We start from the raw sequence: 21987 nt of genomic DNA on the forward strand, positions 1-21987 counted from the left end.
CCTTCGCCTATAGACTGAAATCGACCATCCGGTGGCGCAATTGCCGGATGGTTTCGGCATCTGCATTGGCAAATGCGAACCGCAGGAACCGAGTGTGGCCTGCACCAAAATACTCGCCGGGAATACTGATGATCCCTGCCTGCTTTGCAAGTTGTTCGGCCACCTCCGTCGACGGACGGTCTTCAAACGGATGGCGGACAAAGGCAAAATAGGCGCCTATGGCCTCCAGCTTCCAGCCGCCAAGATCCGTCATTACCTCACGCAAGGCCCTGGCACGCAGGTCGATCTCGTGCCGGTTGCCGGCACGCCATTCGGTGAGTGCCGGCAAGGCCCGCGCAACTGCACCCTGCGCCGCCCGGGGCGCGCAGATTTGCAGGTTGTCCATGATCTTGGCCACCTCCTCCACGACGTTCTCACCCGCTGTCAGGGCTCCGAGCCGGTGGCCCGGAATACAGAACGATTTGGAGAAGCTGTAGAGCTGGACAAGATTGTCCTGCCAGTCCTTCCTGCCAAGAAGGCCGTGGGGCCTTTCCGATCCCTCGGGCAGGAAATCCCGGTAGGTCTCATCGAGGATCAGCCATATGCCGTTCCTCCTGCAGATATCGAAGATCGCCTCCAATCTTTCGGGAGGATATACCGCACCCGTGGGATTGTTCGGGGTAACGAGGGCAAGCGCACGCACGTCAGGCGTCAACGCACGCTCGAGGGCTTTTATCGTGGGTACAAATCCGTTGGCAGAATCGCACGCGACGAATCCTGTCTTTATGCCGAGCATCGACAGTGTCGTCTCATGGTTAAAATAATAGGGATCGCTCATCAATACCCTGTCACCCGCTGCTGCGACGGCCATGGCAGTGCTGATGAACGCCTGGTTGCAACCGGAAGTGATATGGATATTTGCGGCATCAATCTTGGCGCCATAGAGATCAGAGACATGTGCCGCGTAGGCCGTGCGCAACGAATCTTCTCCCTCGATCGGCCCATAATTGGTATAGGCCAGCGACGCCCCGGCCTCGCCAAGCCATTGCAGCATATCCGGATGAGGCGGATAGCCGGGTACTGCCTGTGACAGGTCTATCAATGGTCCACGCCCGCCGCCATAGGATTTACCCCATGCCTGTACGGCCGGTATCGGCGGTGGCGACAGGCGCGTGACAAGTGAATTGAGCAGTGCAGCGGTCATGGCAACAGTCCTATCGAATATCGATCTTGGCCCGGCGCTTTTGTGAGCGATCGGGACGTCTCGGGCGTGTCGTGGGTGCAGTCGGCGATGCAGCAAGGCGTTCCGGAGCGCTGACCTTGCCGTTGCGGCGGCGGATGATGCGTCGCGCCGATGTTTGAGGTTCTCTGATGGTGTCGTTTTCGAGCGAGGCAAACAGCCAGTCGATAAAGACCTTCACGATTGGAGCGTTGCGAACTTCATTGCGGCAGGCGACATAGAAGGCGAAGTTAGCCGGCACCGTGAGGTCGAATGGCACGATCAGTTCGCCCTTGGCTATGAGGTGGCTCGCGGTGATCGTATCGCCCAGCGCGACACCCTGGCCGAAGACCGCCGCTTCAGTCGACAGACGTGCATCGCTCATGAAATGGTGTGCACCGCGTGCATGCTCCGTTGCATCGGCAGCCGCCAGCCAGGTGTTCCATTCACGTCCATCATCGCCATGCAGCAGCACATGATTGCGCAGATCCCGCACGGATCGGAGGGGCCGCATATTGAGCAACGTCGGACTCGCGACAGGAAACAACTTCAAGGTGGTCCATAGCCTTATCCAACAGTCCGTCCAGTTGCCATGGCCATAAAGCACGCAGACATCGACATCCGAAGAGCGCAGATGATCCGACTCGTTGGAAGCGATCAGTGTCAGCCTGATATCCGGATACTGTTCCGTGAACTGGTTCATGCGCGGAATGAGCCAGAGCGAGAGCAGTGCCGGGACGCAGGTAACGGTAAGCTCACCGCTTGTCGTGGGGCGTTTGATGAGAGCCGTGGTGCTCGCAATATCCTGGAAAGCCTTTGAAACGGTCGGCAGCAGCAAAGCGCCCTGGGGCGTGAGTTTCAAGCGCTGTGCCCCCCGCTCGAACAGTTGGACGTCAAGCATGGCCTCAAGGGCCTTGATCTGGTGGCTGATCGCACCATGGGTTACATTGAGTTCACGCGCCGCTGCCGTGACAGAGCCATGCCGCGCCGTCGCTTCGAAGGCGCGTAGTGGATTGAGCGGGGGCAAACGGCCGGAAATCATGGAAGTCCCTTAGCGTTCAATCGTGATAAAGTCATGTGAGATTTTCTCACACCGAATGCTATAACAATGTCAATTGCTTTTCCATTCGTTTTGTATCGATAATGCGATCAACGAGGCAAAAGCCCGGGGAACATATAGCGACGGATTTCTCGCAACCTGACACAATCAAATCCGCACCTACGGCCCCGCGCTCGAAGACAATGGGATACTGTCATGGCATCATGGGACGAGAACAAGCTGAACGAACTGCGCGCCAAATATGGTGAAAGCCATGGCGGTGAACTGTTCGATCCGAAATTCCGCAAGGTCGCCGACAAGATCTTTTCGAAAAGTGGTACGCGCCTTGCGCCTTATGCAGGCATTCCAACTTTCCTGACGGCTCCGTACAGGCCCTTGGATGCCGCCAACCCGGATTTGGGCGACCTTCAGGTGGCAATAGTCGGTGTTCCGATGGATCTCGGCGTGACCAACCGCAACGGGTCGCGCTTCGGGCCGCGTGCCTTGCGCACGATCGAGCGGATCGGCCCCTATAATCACGTGCTCGATTGCTCGCCGGTATTTGATCTTCGCGTTGCCGATATTGGCGATGTGCCATTCGCCAGCCGATATCGGCTTGAACAGAGCCATGACGATATCGAGCGCCGCATCAACCAGGTCGTGGATGCCGGCGTCGTCCCGCTTTCTGTCGGAGGCGACCACTCGATTACACACCCCATCCTGAAAGCGGTCGGCAAGAATCGCCCGGTCGGCATGATTCATATCGACGCCCATTGTGACACGGGCGGCGCCTTCGACCAGACGAAGTTCCATCATGGCGGTCCTTTCCGCAATGCCGTTCTTGACGGCGTGCTTGACCCGAGCCGGACAATTCAGATCGGCATTCGCGGTTCAGCTGAATATCTTTGGGAGTTCTCATACGAGTCGGGCATGACTGTCATCCATGCGGAAGAAGTGACCGGCCTGGGCATCCCTGCGATCATCGAGAAAGCGCGGGCGATCGTCGGTGACGGTCCGACCTACCTGTCCTTCGATGTGGACAGCCTTGATCCGAGTTTTGCGCCGGGCACAGGCACTCCGGAAGTCGGCGGCCTGACGACCCGTGAAGTACTCGAGCTCATCCGCGGCCTGAAAGGCATCAATCTCGTCGGCGGCGACGTCGTGGAAGTCGCTCCGCAATATGATGCAACGACAAATACTGCCCATGCGGGGGCACAGGTTCTGTTCGAGATCCTCAGCCTGATGGTGTTCAGCCCGTTTGTTCAGGGCAAACGCTGATGCGATTTGTACCAGCCACCAACGAATGATGGGGCGACATATGGCTTAAAAGCCGGATCGTCCTGTTAATCACCAACAACAATGAAGGGGAATAAAAATGACAATCCAAAAGACGCTACGTTCATCCATTGCCGCGATGCTGCTGCTCGGCGCGAGCATCGGTGCAACAACCAATGCCGCCAACGCCGACGCGATCGATGACATCACCAAGGCGGGCGTTCTCAACGTCGGTGTCTTCGCCGATTTCCCGCCCTTCTCTTCGGCAAGTGCCGACATGTCGCTCAAGGGCTATGACATGGATGTGGCGCAAGCGCTCGCCGATGCGTTGAAGGTGAAACTCAATCCAGTTGCTGTCACCGGGCAGAACCGCATTCCCTATCTGACAGAACATCGTGTCGACCTGCTGATGAGCGTCGGCTACAGCAAGGAACGCGAAGAGGTCATCGACTTCGCAGCAGCCTATGCACCCTACTATATCGCCGTCATCGGACCCAAGGCCCTCGAAGTGAAGGGCAAGGACGACCTCGCCGGAAAAAGCATCGCGGTCAATCGCGGGACGCTGGAAGATACTTCGCTTACCGAGGTGGTTCCGGCTTCTGCAGACGTGAAGCGCTTCGACAACTACAATTCCGTGATCCAGGCGTTCATTTCCGGACAGACTCAATTGATGGTGGTCGGCAATGACGTGGGTGCCCAGGTGTTGGCGCGTCAGGAAGCCCTCGCCCCGGAGCAAAAATTCCAGCTGCTCACATCGCCGTCTCACATTGCCCTTAACAAGAAAGAGGATCGTCTCAAGCAGGCCATCAACGACACAGTGGCCAAGATGCTGAGCGATGGCAGCCTGAACAAGAGCTCGGAAGCCTGGCTGAAGACACCACTCAATCCTGAAAACCTCAAGGATTGATCCGTGGGATATGCGCTCGACTTCGGCTGGCTCAATGGCGCGATCGGAATGATCGCCCGCGGCGCGGCGATGACGATCTTCCTGATCACCGTCACCACGATCGCTGGCATCATTCTGAGCATCTTTGGCGCCGCGGCCAAGCGCAGCCGCTATCCCATCTTGCGCAAGGCCATCGGGGCTTATGTCGAACTCATCCGGAATACACCCTTTCTGGTGCAACTGTTCTTCATCTTCTTCGGACTTCCTCGATTTGGAATTCGCCTTGATCCTGTTGTCGCTGCCATGCTGGCAATGACTCTGAACATGACAGCCTATACCACCGAAATCGTTGGGGCCGGCCTCGACGCCGTGCCCAACGGTCAGAGGGAAGCCGCGGCGGCATTGGGCCTGCCGTCGTGGCTCGTCTTCATCAAGATCGTGTTGCCGCAGGCGCTGAAGGTCATTTTCCCGGCGTTGACGAGCCAGATCATCATCATGATGCTGGAGTCGTCGGTTGTCTCGCAGATTGCTGTCCGCGAGCTCACCTACGAGGCGGACATGCTGCAGGCACGAACCTTCCGGGCCTTTGAGACCTATTTTGTCGTGACCATTGTCTACCTTGGATTGAGCATCGGCTTGCGCAGGCTGCTGTTTGCCACAGGGCGGCGTGCGATTGCCGGAGGCATGGCATGATCGAGTTCACGTTCTGGGACATTCTGCGCAACCTGCTGCTGGCCGCTCGCTGGACGATCCTGCTTTCTGCCGTCGCCTTTGCTGGCGGGGCCATTGCGGGTATCGCCATTCTCCTCATGCGGATTTCCAAGCGTCGCTGGATCAGGCGAGTCGCGGAATATTACATCGGCCTCTTCCAGGGTACACCGCTGCTGATGCAGCTCTTCCTGCTCTTCTTTGGCCTGCCAATGCTGGGGTTCCGCATTGAGGCCTGGACGGCCGCCGTATTGGGGTTGACGCTCTGCGCAAGCGCCTATCTCGCCGAAATCTGGCGCGGCGGAGTGCAATCGCTGCCAAATGGTCAATGGGACGCCGCAAGCAGCCTCGGTCTGCACTACATAGCACAACTGCGGCTTATCATCCTGCCACAGGCGTTCGCCATTACCCGCGCGCCAACTGTCGGATTCCTGGTGCAGCTGATCAAGAGCACGGCGCTGACATCGATCATTGGCTTTGAGGAACTTGTGCGTACCTCGAATGCGATCAACAACGCAACTTTCGAACCTTTCACAGTCTACGGACTTGTGGCGCTGATCTATTTTGTTCTGTGCTACCCGCTGACGCGTTATACAAAGATACTGGAGCTCAGAACCGCGCGTCAGCATTGAAAAACAACCCGATATTGGACAAAAACAGAAGTGGGAATCGGCCAGCAAACTGGCTCACAAAAGGAGATACGACGATGGATAATATTCTGAAGACAGGTGTCAGCCGTCGCGCCGTGCTCGGCGCCGGTGTGATGGGAGCAGCGGTTCTCGCCATGCCGAACATCCTGCGTGCGCAGGACAAGTCGTTGAAGGTTGGCGTTTACGGTGGGTACTTCAAGGATTCGTTCGACAAGAACATCTTCCCGGAATTCACCAAGGCGACTGGGATCGCCGTCGAATCCGTTGCTGAGCCGACGGGTGAAGCCTGGCTTGTCCAGCTGGAACAGGCTGCAAAAGCTGGCGCAGCTCCCGCTGATGTATCGATGATGTCGCAGGTGGCAATGCTGAAGGGTCAGACGACCAAGCTGTGGACGCCACTCGACATGGCCAAGATTCCGAATTCGAAAAACCTGATTGATCGCTTCGTCAACAAATATCCGGATGGATCTGTTGCCGGCATTGGGGCCGTCTCGTGGTATATCACGCTCGTGACCAACACCGACGTCTACAAGGAAGCGCCGACATCCTGGGCGGCATTCTGGGACAAGGCCAACGCCGACAAGCTTGGCCTGCTCGCACTGGTTTCCAATTCGTTCCTGCTGGAAGTGACCGCGAAGACATTCTTCGGCGGCACCAACGCTCTGGACACCGAAGAGGGCCTGCTGAAGGCTTTCGACAAGCTTGCGGAGGTCAAGCCCAACGTACGTCTGTGGTATCGCGACGAAGCACAATTTGAGCAGTCGCTGAAGTCGGGCGAAATTCCAATGGGGCAGTACTATCATGACGTGACAGGCCTTGCCGCATCGGAGGGCCATCCGGTCCGCTCTACTTTTCCGAAGGAAGGCGGCGTGCAGGATTCGGGCTGCTGGGCACTCTCGCGCGCATCGAAGAAAGTTGACGAAGCCCATACCTTCATCGACTACATGAGCCAGCCCGCCATCCAGGCGACGCTGTCGCGCAAGGTCGGCACTGCACCGACGGTCAAACGTGAGCTGCTCGATCTCAGCGACAAGGAATTTGCGGCCGTATCTTCGGATATCGAGCCGGTCATTCCGCGCTACGATCTTTACACGACCAAGTCCGACTGGCTGAACCAGAAATGGACTGAGCTGATCGTCGGTTAGCTTCGGTGGAACACCCACCCTTTGCGTGGCCGCAAGGGTGGGTGCCAATCAAACACACGGGGGATTCATGTCCGGACTGGTTTTGAACAATGTCACCAAGCAATTCGGGGCGTTTACCGCCGTCGATAAGGTGCAACTTGCGGTACCTCACGGTACCTTCGTTTGCCTGCTCGGACCATCAGGCTGCGGGAAAACCACCTTGCTGCGCATGATCGCCGGACTTGAAGATCCCACAGCTGGCGCCATCCTGCTGGATGGAACCGACATCACCGGCGTGCCGACGCACAAGCGCAATCTCGGCATGGTGTTTCAATCGCTGGCGCTGTTTCCGCATCTGAGTGTCGGTGAAAACATCGCCTATCCGCTGCGTATTCGCGGCGCACCCCGTGAAGAGCAGAAAAAACGCGTCGACGAACTGCTGGCGCTCATACACCTGCCCGGATACGGGGACCGGCCCGTGTCGAAGCTGTCCGGTGGACAAAGACAACGCGTTGCAATCGCCCGTGCACTGGCGCTGTCGCCAAAGATATTCCTGCTCGATGAGCCGCTCTCGGCCCTGGATGCGAAACTGCGTGAAGCCATGCAAGTGGAGTTACGGCAGCTCCAGCAAAAGCTGGGCATAACCACGATCGTCGTCACTCACGACCAGCGTGAGGCGATGACCATGGCGGACACGGTCGTGGTCATGAATGGCGGCCATATCAGGCAGGCGGCCTCCCCGATCGAGATCTATCGCAAGCCGGCCGATACCTTCGTCGCCGACTTTATCGGCTCTACGAACCTGATCGAAACAGAGGCGGACAATACAGGAGCTGCCACGATATTCGGCCATCGGGTCACTGGTCTTTCACTCCCGGCAGGTGCACGAACTGCAACGATTTCCGTTCGTCCGGAAGATGTACATTTGACGGCACCCGGAAACGGCGCGATCGACGGAACGGTAACCTTCGTCCGTGACCTCGGCGGTACCATCGAAACCTTTGTCGAAGCCGGCGGGCAGCAGATCATCGCCGTTTCCACGCCACGTGAGCGGCCCGACGTGGTTGCCGGCCAGGCCGTCGGCATCGCCCTGTCCCCGGAAGTCTGCGTGGTGCTGAAGCAATGAAGCGCGAGCCCCCTCAATCCATCGCCGACTATGGACCGCTGTTCTTTCCCGCCGGCATGCTCCTCATCTTCTTCGTTGTCCCCTTCGGCACAATGATTGCCGTCAGCTTCTTTCAGCGGCAGGAAGGCGGCTTCTATACACCGGCGTTTGTCTTCACCAATTATGAGCGTTTCCTCAGCGCTTTTTTCGGGGGCGTGCTTGGCTTTTCGCTCATTCTTGCGGTGACTGTCGCCATTTGCTGCGTCGTGCTGGCGCTCCCTTTCACCTATCTTCTATCCACGCTTTCGCGGCGCTTGCAGGTGATCTGGCTTGTGGGACTTCTCTCCGTGCTTTCCCTGTCGGAAGTCATCATCGGCTTTGCCTGGTCGACACTGCTTTCGCGAACAGCCGGACTTAGCAATCTGCTCGTTAAGGTCGGCCTTCTCGACCAGCCGGTCGCGCTGTTCCCGAGTTTCGGCGCGGTGCTCACCGGTATGGTGTACCAGGCTCTGCCCTACACGGTCCTCGTCCTTTATCCTGCCATCGTCCGACTTGACCCCACTTTGATGGAAGCCGCACGTACGCTCGGTTCGTCGCCGATTCGCGCGTTCTTCAATGTGCTGGTGCCTGCCCTGCGCAATACCATCATGGCGACGCTGATCATGGTGTTCATCTTCGCGCTGGGCTCCTATCTATTGCCGCAGATCCTCGGCAGGCCGCAACACTGGACACTATCCGTCCTCATCACCGACCAGGCGATTTATCAATCCAATATGCCGTTTGCGGCCGCAATGGCGGTGTTTCTGGTTTTGGTCACGCTCGGACTGGTGGCACTCACGTTGCTCATAGGCCGCAAGGGAGAGAAGGCATGATGCAGTGGCTCAAGCGCTTTTATTTCCTCGTCATCGGGCTTTTCCTCAGCCTGCCATTGATCATCGTCGCCGGCGTCTCGGTCAATGCCAAGCAAACTCTCGCCTTCCCGCCGCAGGGCTTTTCCCTCAGCTGGTACGGCGAAATCTTTACCAATCCCGAATGGCGCAGCGCGCTCCTTGCCTCAGTGATCCTTGCAACGACTTCTGCCGCACTTGCCGTACTGATCGCGCTCCCCCTGTCGTGGTTTCTGTGGCGACGGATTGCACCGTGGGCGAACATCTTTCAGGTTCTCGGGATTGCGCCATTCACCCTGCCGCCGGTGATCACGGCACTCGGGCTGCTGACCTTCTGGGCGACGACGGGTTTCTATGGCCAGCCATGGACGGCAGTCATCGGCCACGCGATCTTTTTCGTGACCCTGCCATTGGTTACATTGTCGCTCGGCTTTTCCGCTATCGACCGTTCATTTGTCGAAGCGGCAGCCACCATGGGTGCCAATGACAGGACGATTTTCCGGACTGTCGTTCTACCCCTGATCCTGCCTTATCTGGTGTCCGGCTATGCGTTTGCCTTCGTGCTGTCGCTCAATGAATATATCGTCGCCTATATGACTGTGGGCTTCACGCTGGAAACGCTGCCGATCAAGATTTTCAACGCGTTGCGCTATGGCTACACGCCAACGATGGCGTCGGTGACGATCCTTTTCGTTTTCACCGCAGCCGTCATCTTTTCGCTTGTTGCGAAATTCGGTGATCTTCCCAAGTTGCTCGGCGCCATGGCTTCGGATGATAAGTGATGCGAATAGCTACTCTGCAAATGCAATCCATTTCCGGTGACGTGCAAGCCAATCTTGCACGCATCGAGCGCGCTGCCGCAGAAGCGACAAGAGGCGGCGCCGAGCTGTTGGTGGCGCCGGAACTCTGCGTAACGGGGTATGGCGCCGGCGAAGCAATCCCTGCATTGGCGGAGACGGCGAACGGAATTGGAATCAGGGGCTTGCGGGACATCTCGTCGACAGCCGGCATTGCGGTTGTAGCCGGGTTTGCCGAACGCGACGGGGCCGACATTTACAACAGCGCCGCATTCATCAACCGCGATGCCGTGCCTGTCATATACCGGAAATCGCATCTCTTTGGCGCCTATGAACGCTCGCTGTTCAAGCCCGCGAAACCAGGCAACTGCATTATCGACATGGGCGGCCTGAAACTGGGTCTGCTGATCTGCTACGATGTGGAATTCCCCGAGAATGTCCGCCGTCTCGCAATGGCCGGTGTGGACGCTGTACTCGTTCCGACAGCGCTTCCCGCCGGGCCATCAGGGACATTTATCGCCAGCCACATGATCCAGACCCGTGCCTTCGAGAACCAGGTCTTTGTCGCCTATGTCAATCACGCGGGCGCGGACGAGCGGTTTACATTTGCTGGGCAGTCACGTGTCGCTGCACCAGATGGCAGTTTGATTGCGGTCTGCACCGACGACCAGGAACATTTGATGTTTGCAGATATCGATCCTGCCGCTTTTGCCGCGTCGATTGCCGGCAATCCATACCTCAAAGACCTGGGTTCAGCATGACCGATACGATCGAAACCGATGTCCTTGTCATTGGCGCCGGTATTGCCGGCGTGGGTGTCGCTGCCACCCTGGCCGATACGCACAGGGTGGTGATCCTTGAGCGTGAGTCTCAGCCCGGATACCACTCGACCGGTCGTTCTGCCGCGATCTTTCTTCCTAACTACGGCAATGAGATTATTCGCCGCCTGAACCTCGCCAGCACGCCATTTTTCCAACAACCCGACCGTGACCTTTTTCCTGATCCGCTGCTCACCCTGCGCGGCTGCCTGACTGTCGCTGGCGAAGACGGCATTGACGCGTGCGCAGAGTTCGTCCGTGACAACGCTGGCGTGACGGCGATCGATGTCGATCGCGCCATCGCCATGGTGCCGATCCTTAACCGTGATCATGTAGAGGCAGCATGTTACCAGACAGATGCTTGGGATATCGATGTCAATGCCTTGCACCAGGGCTGGTTGCGCAAGGCAATGGCGCTGGGCGTCAAGCTCCATACAAAATCCGATGTTGCCAGCGCTGAACGGATCGCCGGTGAGTGGAAGGTCGAAGCGGGTGGCCGCACGTTCCGGGCCAGAACGGTCGTCAATGCGTCGGGCGCATGGGCTGATGTCACGGCCGGCATCTTCGGGGCCAAAGCAATTGGGCTCACCCCCATGCGCCGGTCAATTGCCGTTCTCCCTGCCCCAGAGGGCTATGACACCCGGGGCTGGCCGCTCGTCGACGATGTCAACGAAGCCTGGTACCTGAAGCCGGATGGCGGACGGCTTTTTGTCTCGCCTTGCGATGAAACGCCGGTTGAGCCGCATGACGCCTTCGTTGATGACATGATCCTTGCCGAGGGACTTTATCGTTATGAGCAGGCCGTGACCGTGCCCGTGACCCGTGTCGAGAGCAGTTGGGCAGGATTGCGCACCTTTGCTCCCGACCGGACGCCGGTAGCCGGCTTTGACAGCGATGTCGAGGGCTTTTTCTGGCTCGCGGGTCAGGGGGGCTATGGTATCCAGACCGCCCCTGCCCTTTCCACGTTGTCGGCGGCGCTTATGCGCGGGCAGCCTCCGGAAGCCGGCATGGACACACTCCTCGCGCAGTTGTCGCCGGTACGCTTCGCCTGATCAATCCAGCAACGCCTGGCCTGCGAATATCTCTGTCTGGTTTTCCAGTTCCGACTTTATGAAATTGCTCAGGGCACGGATGCGCGGTGTGCTGACAATGTCCTCGTGACAAATCAGCCAGTAATCGCGATCGAGGTGCAGTTCCCTGGGCATGACCGGCACGAGTTCCGAATGGTTGCAGGCAATGTAATAGGGCAGGATACACAGGCCAAAGCCCGAACGGGCGGCGCTCAGCTGCGCAAAGATACTCGAGCTTTGATAGGATGCGCGTAGCCCCGGCAGGATCTCACGCATGTAATCGAGCCCCGGCGTGAAGATCATGTCTTCGATATATCCGATGAAACGGTGGCTGGAGAGGTCCGACTGCGACCTGATCGCCGGATGGCGGGAGAGGTAATCCCTGGATCCGTAGATGAACAGCCGATAGGGCGCTAGCTTTTCCTGATGATACGGCCCCGTACGCGTCGCATGCAGGGTTATCGAGAGGTCCGCTTCGCGCCGGGAAAGAGAAACAATCTGCTGGATCGTAACCATCTCGATCGACAGACCGGGATAAGACTGCGCCATCCGTGGAAGACGGTCCGCCAGAAAGAAATTGGCAAAGCCTTCCAGGATGTTGAGGCGGACCACACCACTCAGTGAGATCGTACCGCCGGAGGCTTCATTCTGGAATCGATCGGCCTCGCGCTCCATGATCTCGGCGGTATCAATCAGTTTCTCGCCCAGCGCAGTCAGAATATATCCACGCGGATTGCGCTCGAACAATCGCGCCGACAACGCTTCCTCGAGCCGGTCGATGCGTCTCGACACGGTGACATGGTTCGTACGAAGCCTGCGAGCCGCTGTCGTTAATTGCCCAGTGCGGGCGACAGCCAGAAAGTATTGCAAATCGTCCCAGGTAAATTGCCGCATTGTCAAATCATCTTCATGTACGTTTTTGTACGGATTATGTGCAAAAATAGATGTTTGTGTACCTATTTGTCAATGTTAGAGTTTTTTGAGCATCATGGTTGCCGGTCGGGAGAAACAAGGCAATCATGGGTTGAGCATTGTCCGGCCGTAAAGGCACAATCGGGCCGAGGAGGAAATACGCCAAGGAAACCGTGGAAAGCATCCGCACCGTCTCCATGGGCAATTTTCAAGTGAACTATTTTCGTCCGCGACAGTTCATCATGTGATGATCCTGTGAGCGGCTAATCTTTGGGAGGAGATCTGAATGAAACTATTAGCGATCGCAACAGCGGCTTTGATGGCAGCAACTGTCATTCCGGCAGCGAGTGCCGAGGTTTCCGACGGCAAGGTCAAAATTGGCATCCTGAACGACCAGTCGGGCGTGTATGCGGATTTTGGCGGCAAGTGGTCCTATGAAGCAGCGAAGATGGCTGCCGAGGATTTCGGCGGCAAAGTGCTCGACGCACCGATCGAGGTTATTACCGCCGACCACCAGAACAAGCCGGACATTGCCTCAAATATCGCCCGCCAATGGTATGATACAGAGCAGGTCGATTCCATCATGGAACTGACGACATCTTCCGTTGCGCTCGCCGTCCAGGGCATCTCCAAAGAGAAAAAGAAGATCAACCTTGTGACTGGAGCGGCCACGACGGAACTGACCGGCAAGCAATGCTCCCCCTATGGTTTCCATTGGGCGTATGACACGCACGCACTTGCAGTTGGTACCGGCGGCGCGCTTGTGGCCCAGGGAGGAGACAGCTGGTACTTCCTTACGGCTGATTATGCGTTCGGATACTCGCTCGAGGAACAAACCTCCAAGTTCGTTACGTCCAAGGGCGGTAAAGTGGTGGGTTCTGTTCGCCATCCCCTGGCGACGACGGATTATTCTTCGTTCTTGCTGCAGGCCCAATCGTCAGGCGCAAAGGTCATCGGGCTCGCCAATGCCGGCCTCGATACCGCCAACGCCATCAAACAGGCGGCTGAATTCGGCATCGTATCCGGCGGCCAGCGCCTCGCTGCGCTGCTGTTCACCTTGGCCGAAGTAAATGGTCTCGGTCTTGAGGCCGCACAAGGTCTGACGCTTACAGAAAGCTTCTATTGGGACCGTGACGATCAATCGCGCGAGTTCGGCCAGAAGTTCTTCAAGCGTACTGGTCGCATGCCAAACATGATCCAGGCAGCGACCTATTCAGGTGTTACGCAATATCTGAAAGCGATCCAGAAGGCCGGTACTGACGACACGGAAAAGGTTGCCGCCGCAATGCACGAAATGCCGGTCGATGACGTCTTCGGGCGCGGTGCAAAGGTCGGCTTCAACGGCCGCCTGATCAGCGATGTTTACCTGATGGAAGTCAAGAAGCCGGATGAAAGCAAGGCACCTTGGGATTATTACAAGGTCCTCGCCACGGTTCCGGGCGATGAAGCCTATATCAAGCCGGCCGAAAGCGGCTGCCCGCTGGTCAACTAATGACCGCTTCGCCAACGACCGCTGCGTTCGGGGGAGGACAATCCACTCCCGACACCGGCTCTCAAGATCAGGAATCGCGGGTCGTGTTGTCGGCTCGCGGCCTGCGCCGTGATTTTGGCGGGTTCATTGCCGTCAACAACGTTGATCTCGATGTGCACCATGCGCGGGTGCATGCCCTGATCGGCCCGAACGGTGCTGGCAAGACCACCGTGTTCAATCTGCTGACCAAGTTTTTGCAACCGACGAGCGGAACGATCACCTTGCTCGACCACGATATCACGAGGACGGATCCGGCCAAGGTGGCGCGCATGGGACTCGTTCGTTCATTCCAGATATCAGCGGTGTTTCCGCACCTGACCATTCTCGACAATGTCCGCGTTGCCTTGCAGCGTCCCGGCCGTCTTGCGACCCAGTTTTGGCTGCCCATGAGCGCCTTGAACCGGCTTAACGAACGGGCGATGGAGTTGATCGAGGCGGTCGGACTGCAAGATGCCCGCAATCACCTGGCCGCTGACCTGTCCTACGGGCGCAAGCGGGTCCTGGAAATCGCCACCACGCTGGCGCTGGATCCGAAAGTGCTGTTGCTTGACGAGCCAATGGCCGGCATGGGGCATGAAGACGTCCATATCGTCTCCGACATCATTCGCGAGGTGGCGAAGGATCGTGCAATTCTCATGGTCGAGCACAATCTCAAGGTTGTCGCCGATCTGTGCGACAGGGTGACAGTTCTGCAACGGGGCGAGATCCTGACGTCCGGCGACTACCGCACCGTCAGCCAGGACGAGCGCGTGCGCGTTGCCTATATGGGAACTGAACATGAGTAACACGCTGCTTTCTGTCCGGGATCTCCATGCGTGGTACGGCGAAGGCCATGCCTTGCACGGCATCAATCTCGACATTCATCAAGGCGAGACAGTTACATTGCTTGGACGCAACGGCGTCGGCAAGACGACAACGCTGCGCTCCATCATGGGAATAATCCGCAAACGCACAGGGACGATCACCTTCGAGGGCAAGGACATGATGCGTGTGCCGCTGCATCGCACAGCACATGCGGGGATCGGCTTCGTGCCGGAAGAGCGAGGCATATTCGCCACGCTTTCCGTCGATGAAAACCTCAACCTCCCGCCGATTGTCGCCGGGGGCGGCATGTCCATAGCGGAGATCTACGACCTGTTCCCCAACCTCAAGGAACGTCGCAACAGCCCGGGCACCAAGCTTTCGGGCGGCGAACAGCAGATGCTGGCAATCGCCCGGATTTTGCGCACTGGCGTCAAGCTCCTGCTGCTGGACGAGCCGACGGAAGGCCTGGCACCGGTCATCGTCCAGCGCATCGGCGAGGTGCTCGTGACCCTTAAACAGCGCGGCATGACCATCCTTCTCGTCGAACAGAATTTCCGTTTTGCCAGCAAGGTCGCAGATCGCTTCTACGTGGTCGATCATGGCCGGATAATCGACAATTTCCATGTCAGGGAACTCCCCGACCGCATGGCCATGCTCAACGAAGCCTTGGGGGTATGACGACATGACCATGATCTTCGGCGTCCCCCTCCAGGCCTTCCTCGGTCAATTGCTGATCGGCCTCATCAATGGCTCATTCTATGCGATGCTCAGCCTCGGGCTTGCGATCATTTTCGGTCTGTTGAGGGTCATCAATTTCGCCCACGGTGCCCAATACATGCTCGGCGCCTTCGTCGGATATCTCTTGCTGGCAGATCTCGGCATAGGTTACTGGCCGGCCCTGATCCTGGCTCCCTTGATCGTAGGCATTGCGGGAGCGGTCATAGAGCGACTTGCCCTTTCGCGCCTCTACAACCTCGACCACCTCTATGGCCTGTTGTTTACATTCGGACTCGCACTCGTGATCGAGGGCACATTCCGCTATTACTACGGTGCTGCAGGACAGCCCTACGCCGTACCCCCCGGATTGGCTGGCGGCTACAACCTCGGCTTCATGTTCTTGCCGAAATATCGCGCCTGGGTCGTAGTTGCGTCGCTCGTCGTCTGTCTCGGCACCTGGCTGCTGATCGAGAAGACCCGCCTCGGGTCCTATCTACGTGCCGCGACCGAAAACCCGACGCTCGTTCGCGCGTTTGGGATCAACGTGCCTTTGTTGCTGACGTTTACCTACGGCCTCGGCGCTGGTCTTGCCGGACTTGCCGGCATCATGGCGGCGCCCATCTACCAGGTCAGCCCTCTCATGGGGTCAAACATGATCATTGTCGTCTTTGCAGTGGTTGTCGTCGGCGGCATGGGCTCCATTCTGGGAGCGATTGTCACCGGCTATATGCTGGGGATCTTCGAAGGACTGACCAAGGTCTTCTATCCTGAGGCATCGAATATCGTCATCTTCGTCATCATGGCCATCGTTTTGCTCGTTCGCCCCGCAGGCCTGTTCGGAAAGGAGGTCTGACATGACCGACACAACGATTTCCGGTGTTGCGAAGGGCCGGCTCCTGACGCTCGAAATGGCTCTGATTCTCGTTGGTATTGCCGGGCTCATCCTCGCGCCTTTCTATTTCTATCCTGTGTTTCTGATGAAGGTGTTGTGCTTTGCCCTTTTTGCATGCGCCTTCAACCTGTTGCTTGGCTACACTGGTATTCTGTCCTTCGGACATGCTGCCTTCTTTGGCGGCGCGGCCTACTTTACCGCTCATGCGGTGAAGGAATGGGGGTTCTCGCCAGAGCTGGGCATTCTTGTCGGCGTCGCGGGTGCCACGGTTCTCGGCTTGGTCATCGGGTTTTTTGCGATCCGTCGTCAAGGCATCTATTCCACGATGATCACGCTGGCGCTGGCTCAGATGTTTTCGTTCTTCTGCCTGCAGGCCTCCTTCACCCATGGAGAGGATGGGATTCAAGGCGTCCCGCGCGGTCATCTTTTCGGGTTTATCGATCTCAACCAGCCGCTGAACATGTATTTCTTTGTTCTTGCGGTGTTTATGATCGGCATGTTCATCATCTGGCGCATTATCAATTCGCCGTTTGGCATGATCCTGAAATCCGTGCGCGAAAACGAAAATCGCGCCATATCGCTTGGTTATTCCGTTGCCCGCTACAAACTTGCGGCTTTCGTCATGTCTGCGGCGCTCACCGGTCTTGCGGGCGGATTGAAAGCCATCGTCTTCCAGTTTGCCACGCTTACCGATGTCAGCTGGCAAATGTCCGGCGAAGTCGTGTTGATGACGCTCCTCGGCGGGATTGGAACGCTGGTTGGGCCCATCTTCGGCGCTGCGCTGATTGCAACACTGGAAAATTACCTGGCCACTTCGGAGTTCCCGGTTACGGTCATTACCGGCATCATCTTCATGGTCTGCGTGCTGGTGTTCCGCCGCGGAATCATCGGAGAGTTCTACGCTTCGCGCTTTGGCAAGAAACTTCAAAGCAGGTCCGAGCACTGACCCAATGACTACGGCGTACGACTATATCATCGTCGGCGCGGGGACCGCGGGCTGCACGCTTGCCAATCGCCTTTCCGAAAACAAAGACGTGTCTGTTCTTTTGCTTGAGGCCGGCGGCAAGGACAACTATCCATGGATTCACATCCCTGTCGGGTACCTCTATTGCATCTCCAATCCGCGAACTGACTGGTGCTTCTCGACCGAGGCCGAGCCCGGGTTGAACGGACGAAGCCTGAACTATCCGCGTGGCAAGGTTCTGGGCGGCTGCTCATCGATCAATGGCATGATCTACATGCGCGGCCAGGCGCGGGACTATGACATGTGGCGCCAGGATGGGTGTTCCGGATGGGGCTGGGACGATGTCCTGCCCTATTTCAGGAAGTCGGAGGACTATTACCTCGGAGCGGATGATTTTCATGGAGCGGGAGGCGAGTGGCGCGTCGAAGAGGCGCGACTCCACTGGGATATACTGGATGCGTTCAGAGACGCTGCTGAAGCTGCCGGGATACCGCGAACCGACGACTTCAACCGCGGTGACAATGAGGGTTCGTCCTATTTCAAGGTGAACCAGAAGCGGGGTATTCGCTGGAACACCGCGAAGGCATTCCTGCGCCCCGCGCGCAAGCGCTCGAACCTCAAAGTGGAGATCGGCGCGAAGGTTCGCAAGCTCCTGCTTGACGGGCTAAGGGTCAAAGGCGTCGAATTTGAACAGGCGGGTCAAATCCGCTCTGCCCAGTGCCGGCGCGAGGTGATCCTTGCGGCTGGCTCGATCGGGTCGCCGCATGTTCTTGAACTGTCAGGCATCGGCCGCGGTGATGTTTTGCAGGCCGCAGGAATTGAAACCGTCCTCGAACGGCGCAGCATCGGCGAGAACCTGCAAGACCACCTCCAGCTTCGTTGTGCCTACAAGGTGACCGGTATTCCTACCCTGAACGAGAAAGCCAATCGCCTTCTCGGCAAGGCCTCGATCGCGTTGGAATATCTGCTCAATCAATCGGGCCCAATGGCCATGGCACCAAGCCAGCTTGGGGTTTTCACCCGTTCCGATCCCTCTTTTGCGACCGCCAATTTGCAGTACCACGTCCAACCCTTGTCGCTGGAAAAGTTTGGTGAGAGCGTCCACGCCTTTCCAGCTTTTACTGCCAGTGTCTGCAATCTGCGTCCCGACAGCCGCGGGACTGTCCACATCAAATCGCCGGATCATCGTGCCCAGCCGGCCATCCAGCCAAATTATCTCGCGACTCCAAGCGATCGCCACGTTGCGGCTGACTCCATCCGCATCACCCGGAATATCGTAGCTCAAAGGCCTCTGCAGCGCTTCAACCCCGAAGAGTTCAAACCGGGTCCGGGCTACCAGACCGAAGACGAGCTGATAGAGGCAGCCGGCGCCATTGGCACCACAATCTTCCACCCGGTTGGGACTTGCCGCATGGGTGCTGATCCTGAATCTGTCGTCGATCCGCAATTGCGGGTGCGAGGCATTCAGGGATTACGCGTGGCGGACGCGTCGATCATGCCTACAATTACATCGGGCAATACCAATTCACCCACGATCATGATCGCCGAGAAAGCCGCCGAGATGATTGCCCGGAGAAACCACCAGAACTAAAATCCGAAGGACTTCTGTGCAGCTTCCGCTGGACCAACGGCGACTCCCTCCAGTTCGAGCATACGGAGCTTTGCAGTAGAGCCCCCCGGTGCCGAAAAGCCCCCTACCCGACCGCCCGCGGCCAATACGCGATGGCACGGGATAATCAACGGCACGGGATTCCTCGCCATGGCCTGGCCCACATCCCGCGCCGCCTCCGGGCCGGCACCGAGTTCTCTTGCCAGTGCACCATAAGTGGTTGTCTGCCCCCAGCCCAGTCGTCGAACGGCGGAATAGATCCTGGTGAAGAAGTCGCCCTGCTCGCCCAGATCCAGCCCGAGACCAGAAAAATCTGTTTCCTCGCCCTCGAAGTAACGCTTCGCGGCAGCAACGGCTTCGGCCACTTGTGGTGTTGGTGTCCCCGGTTCCGCCCCGGCCAGCCGGCGCAGCAAGTTTCGCTCGGTTGCCTCGGCGCTTCGGGTCGGCAGTTGAAAGCGCGTTATCCCGATCGTGTTCCAGGCAATGCCACAGAAGCCGCCCGCAGTCTGGAAGACAAGATAGTGGTGCACTGACTGGCCCATGTCCGTTATCCTCAAATTCCATCTGCCATGAAAATCATGCGGGCAGCCATTGAATTCAACCCGATTCTTGCACTTGCCTGGCAACACCGACCAGTTCTCCGGCTAATCCAGCGGCAATTCCCGTTTGCTCCATTCGGACCTCGGGACAGCTCCGCCGATTCCCAAGCGGAATGAAACCACTTTTGTCGTGTCGGCATCGACCTTGCATGTGAAATTGACATTGTACCAATTCGAACCACTGCGGAATGCTCCACCTCTGGCGTCGAGTGTATTGTTCGTGATCCGGCCACCGGTTGTGCCGTAGGGAACAAGAATATCGGTATAGCGTCCAAATGCCTGCTGACGAATCCGGTCCAAAGCCTCGATGGTGCAGAGCTGACGGATGCGCCCTTCGCGCGGAAGTTGGCCGAATGCCTGCATGACCCTCGGATCAAACAGCGATTTTGGCGACGCTCGCTCCCTTGAAGCAATGGATTCATCGGATTTCTGCTTCGATTTCGCTACTGCCGGTTTCTCGGCCGCACCGATGTTCGCTTCGTCGGGACGCGCCTTCTGCTCTGGAACCGGAACATTCTGGGGATCCGTCTTGGTATCGGCAGGGGCCGCGGGTTTAGGCTCGTCACGTTCGGTATCCGAGCTGGAGTTGGTTAACCCACCGCCGGCATCTGTTGGGGGTGTCGGGGCCTGTGTTGCCACGGGCCGCTCCGGTTCAGTATCTTTTTGTTCCGGTTGGTCCGGCATTGATTCGAATACCATCGGGCGAGCCGCCCTGACACTTGCTGGCTGTTGTTGCGGCTTGTCTTTGGGCTTGGCCGGGAGCGGTTCGACGAGTTCAACCGCCACCGTCTCCTCCAACGGGTAAGATTCGATGTGAATCCGAGATATCAGCAGGACCGCCACCGTGAGATGCAGCGCGACAGAGGCCAGCGTCCCCCATCCGATTTCCTTCCAATCGTTTATTGCTGACCCGTGCATTGCTTAATCGATAATGGCTGGCATGCGTTCAACTTAGCCGTTGGAACGATCGTCAACAAGTAACAGCAGCACTGCCGCCACAAAAGGCAACAAACCCTCTCGATTACGCATCATTCATTAAACATTGTTACAGTTACGTACTTGTACGGCTTCGACATGTCTAATCATGATTTTGTAATGGCGGCAGACAACGTTGCATTTTATGATCCAATTCGCACGCACGCAGAGGATTTTCCCATCAGAACGTGACCGTTTTTCCGGCATTCGACCTGAGGAGTTCGATCAACGTGAGTTCATTCTGGCGACGAGCGTCGTTCACCGGCGCAATGTTGTTTCTCGTGGGCAACAGTCTTGCACTGGCGCAGGAACCAGCCAACCAGCCACCGCCTGCGGTCGAAACATCAGCAGTCAAGCTAGCTCCAGTGACGCGACAAGGCGAATTTGTAGGAACGGTCATCGCCGACCAGCAGGTCCAGCTGATGGCGCGTGTAGAGGGATTTCTGGACAGCGTCGGCTTTACCGAAGGTAGCTTCATACCTGCCGGTCATATTGCATTTGAAATCGAAAAAGACGGCTACCAGGCGGCGCTCGATAGCGCGAAAGCAGCACTTGAATCGGCAAATGCTGGCCTGGGTGGCGCGCAGGCTAACCTGAAGAACGCCGAAGTTACGCTCACCAGACAGATTGAGCTGCTCAGGACCGCCAATGTGTCCCAGTCGACCGTCGATCAGGCGACGGCAACGCGCGACATGGCATCAGCACAGGTAGACCAGTCCAAGGCGCAGATTTCGCAGGCAGAGGCCAACGTCAAGACCGCCGAACTGAACCTTTCCTATACTGACATAATATCGCCAATCGCCGGCCGCATCGGCAAGATGCTTGTCACCCCAGGCAATCTGGTGTCGCCCTCCACCGGAACGCTTGCGACCGTCGTGCAGACAGACCCGATCCGTGTCCAGTTCTCGATTTCCGACAGGGACTACCTCGTCGTAATCAACGCCTTGAAACCCAATGACCAGGGCGTCCTGGAACAGTCCGAAAACTACAAGCCCATGCTTCGCCTTTCCGACGGAACGATCTACGAATCCCCCGGCAGGATTGCGTTCATCAACAACACGATCGATTCCACCACCGGGACGATCGCCGTCTTTGCAGAGTTCCCAAATCCACGCCTGCAACTGGTACCCGGCCAGTTTGTCACCGTAACGGTCCAGTCCGGTCAACCGACGCAGCTTCCCATCGTTCCGGCGGCAGCCGTGCAACAGGATCGTGACGGTGCGTTCGTCTTCGTGCTCGATGAAGGTAATCACGCTGTCGTCCGACGCGTGACACTCGGTCCGCGAGTCGGCATTGACTGGTCCGTCACGTCCGGATTGGCCAATGGCGAAGTGATCATCACAAACGGGATTCAGAAAGTGCGGGCGGGTATCGTCGTAACTCCGACTCCGGCTGCTCCCACACCGGCTGCCACGGGGAACTGACGC

Annotated in this window: 22 protein-coding genes; 17 read left to right on the forward strand and 5 right to left on the reverse strand. The window is 57.7% G+C overall.

From position 1 onward, the window contains the following. Positions 1-7: 7 nt before the first annotated feature. Both K9U38_RS14420 and gcvA read right to left on the reverse strand, forming a co-directional pair. Positions 8-1183: an aminotransferase gene (locus tag K9U38_RS14420; RefSeq protein WP_224495036.1), complete on the reverse strand. Its 1176-nt coding sequence runs from the start codon at positions 1181-1183 to the stop codon at positions 8-10. Between the two features lie 10 nt (positions 1184-1193). Beyond that, positions 1194-2237 carry a transcriptional regulator GcvA gene (gcvA, locus tag K9U38_RS14425; RefSeq protein WP_224495132.1) on the reverse strand — a complete coding sequence of 348 codons (1044 nt, stop codon included), beginning with the start codon at positions 2235-2237 and terminating at the stop codon, positions 1194-1196. 216 nt (positions 2238-2453) lie between these two features. Here gcvA and speB point away from each other — a divergent pair, with 216 nt between their 5' ends. The 10 genes from speB (at position 2454) to K9U38_RS14475 (ending at position 11539) form a co-directional block, all read left to right on the forward strand. Then, on the forward strand, positions 2454-3515 hold the full coding sequence (gene speB, locus K9U38_RS14430; protein WP_224495037.1) for an agmatinase: 1062 nt from the start codon (positions 2454-2456) through the stop codon (positions 3513-3515). A gap of 97 nt (positions 3516-3612) precedes the next feature. Beyond that, on the forward strand, positions 3613-4419 hold the full coding sequence (locus K9U38_RS14435) for a transporter substrate-binding domain-containing protein (RefSeq protein ID WP_224495038.1): 807 nt from the start codon (positions 3613-3615) through the stop codon (positions 4417-4419). Positions 4420-4422: 3 nt separating this feature from the next. Then, a complete protein-coding gene (locus tag K9U38_RS14440; protein ID WP_224495039.1) occupies positions 4423-5091 on the forward strand; it encodes an amino acid ABC transporter permease in 669 nt (222 codons plus the stop codon). Next, complete coding sequence (locus tag K9U38_RS14445; protein ID WP_224495040.1) at positions 5088-5738, forward strand: amino acid ABC transporter permease; 651 nt, start codon at positions 5088-5090, stop codon at positions 5736-5738. The genes K9U38_RS14440 and K9U38_RS14445 overlap by 4 nt, the downstream gene beginning before the upstream one ends. A gap of 74 nt (positions 5739-5812) precedes the next feature. Beyond that, the gene (locus tag K9U38_RS14450) at positions 5813-6901 is read left to right on the forward strand and encodes an ABC transporter substrate-binding protein (protein ID WP_224495041.1); all 1089 of its coding nucleotides are present in this window, start codon (positions 5813-5815) and stop codon (positions 6899-6901) included. A gap of 67 nt (positions 6902-6968) precedes the next feature. Next, entirely contained in the window at positions 6969-8006 is a 1038-nt protein-coding gene (locus tag K9U38_RS14455; RefSeq protein WP_224495042.1) for an ABC transporter ATP-binding protein, read from the forward strand. Continuing rightward, positions 8003-8857, forward strand: coding sequence for an ABC transporter permease (locus tag K9U38_RS14460; RefSeq protein ID WP_224495043.1), 855 nt, complete (start codon positions 8003-8005; stop codon positions 8855-8857). The genes K9U38_RS14455 and K9U38_RS14460 overlap by 4 nt, the downstream gene beginning before the upstream one ends. After that, entirely contained in the window at positions 8854-9654 is an 801-nt protein-coding gene (locus K9U38_RS14465) for an ABC transporter permease (RefSeq protein WP_224495044.1), read from the forward strand. Before K9U38_RS14460 ends, K9U38_RS14465 begins: the two co-directional genes overlap by 4 nt. Continuing rightward, a complete protein-coding gene (locus tag K9U38_RS14470; RefSeq protein WP_224495045.1) occupies positions 9651-10430 on the forward strand; it encodes a carbon-nitrogen hydrolase family protein in 780 nt (259 codons plus the stop codon). Before K9U38_RS14465 ends, K9U38_RS14470 begins: the two co-directional genes overlap by 4 nt. Further along, entirely contained in the window at positions 10427-11539 is a 1113-nt protein-coding gene (locus K9U38_RS14475; RefSeq protein WP_224495046.1) for an NAD(P)/FAD-dependent oxidoreductase, read from the forward strand. Before K9U38_RS14470 ends, K9U38_RS14475 begins: the two co-directional genes overlap by 4 nt. Here the strand turns inward: K9U38_RS14475 and K9U38_RS14480 are convergent, their stop codons facing one another. After that, entirely contained in the window at positions 11540-12451 is a 912-nt protein-coding gene (locus K9U38_RS14480) for a LysR family transcriptional regulator (RefSeq protein WP_224495047.1), read from the reverse strand. 304 nt (positions 12452-12755) lie between these two features. On the opposite strand from K9U38_RS14480, the gene K9U38_RS14485 reads away from it, so the two are divergent. Genes K9U38_RS14485 through K9U38_RS14510 form a run of 6 tightly spaced genes read left to right on the forward strand, consistent with a single transcriptional unit; the run spans position 12756 to position 18968 of the window. After that, positions 12756-13961: an ABC transporter substrate-binding protein gene (locus tag K9U38_RS14485; protein ID WP_224495048.1), complete on the forward strand. Its 1206-nt coding sequence runs from the start codon at positions 12756-12758 to the stop codon at positions 13959-13961. Beyond that, entirely contained in the window at positions 13961-14785 is an 825-nt protein-coding gene (locus tag K9U38_RS14490) for an ABC transporter ATP-binding protein (RefSeq protein WP_224495049.1), read from the forward strand. Before K9U38_RS14485 ends, K9U38_RS14490 begins: the two co-directional genes overlap by 1 nt. After that, positions 14778-15482, forward strand: a complete 705-nt coding sequence (locus K9U38_RS14495) for an ABC transporter ATP-binding protein (protein WP_224495050.1) — start codon at positions 14778-14780, stop codon at positions 15480-15482. The genes K9U38_RS14490 and K9U38_RS14495 overlap by 8 nt, the downstream gene beginning before the upstream one ends. Before the next feature lie 4 nt (positions 15483-15486). Next, complete coding sequence (locus tag K9U38_RS14500; protein WP_224495051.1) at positions 15487-16374, forward strand: branched-chain amino acid ABC transporter permease; 888 nt, start codon at positions 15487-15489, stop codon at positions 16372-16374. Position 16375: 1 nt separating this feature from the next. Next, positions 16376-17359, forward strand: coding sequence for a branched-chain amino acid ABC transporter permease (locus K9U38_RS14505; protein WP_370631944.1), 984 nt, complete (start codon positions 16376-16378; stop codon positions 17357-17359). 4 nt (positions 17360-17363) lie between these two features. Then, a complete protein-coding gene (locus tag K9U38_RS14510) occupies positions 17364-18968 on the forward strand; it encodes a GMC family oxidoreductase (RefSeq protein WP_224495052.1) in 1605 nt (534 codons plus the stop codon). On the opposite strand, the gene K9U38_RS14515 is transcribed toward K9U38_RS14510, so the two are convergent. Together K9U38_RS14515 and K9U38_RS22135 are read right to left on the reverse strand one after the other, a co-directional pair. Then, positions 18965-19528 (reverse strand): methylated-DNA--[protein]-cysteine S-methyltransferase, encoded by a 564-nt coding sequence (locus K9U38_RS14515; protein WP_224495053.1) that lies wholly within the window; start codon positions 19526-19528, stop codon positions 18965-18967. The genes K9U38_RS14510 and K9U38_RS14515 overlap by 4 nt on opposite strands. A 102-nt stretch (positions 19529-19630) precedes the next feature. Then, positions 19631-20371, reverse strand: coding sequence for a DUF930 domain-containing protein (locus K9U38_RS22135; protein ID WP_224495054.1), 741 nt, complete (start codon positions 20369-20371; stop codon positions 19631-19633). A gap of 419 nt (positions 20372-20790) precedes the next feature. On the opposite strand from K9U38_RS22135, the gene K9U38_RS14525 reads away from it, so the two are divergent. Continuing rightward, complete coding sequence (locus K9U38_RS14525; RefSeq protein ID WP_224495055.1) at positions 20791-21984, forward strand: efflux RND transporter periplasmic adaptor subunit; 1194 nt, start codon at positions 20791-20793, stop codon at positions 21982-21984. Positions 21985-21987 lie beyond the last annotated feature (3 nt).

Source organism: Phyllobacterium lublinensis (assembly GCF_020164435.1).
In the GTDB taxonomy this organism is placed as follows: domain Bacteria; phylum Pseudomonadota; class Alphaproteobacteria; order Rhizobiales; family Rhizobiaceae; genus Phyllobacterium; species Phyllobacterium lublinensis.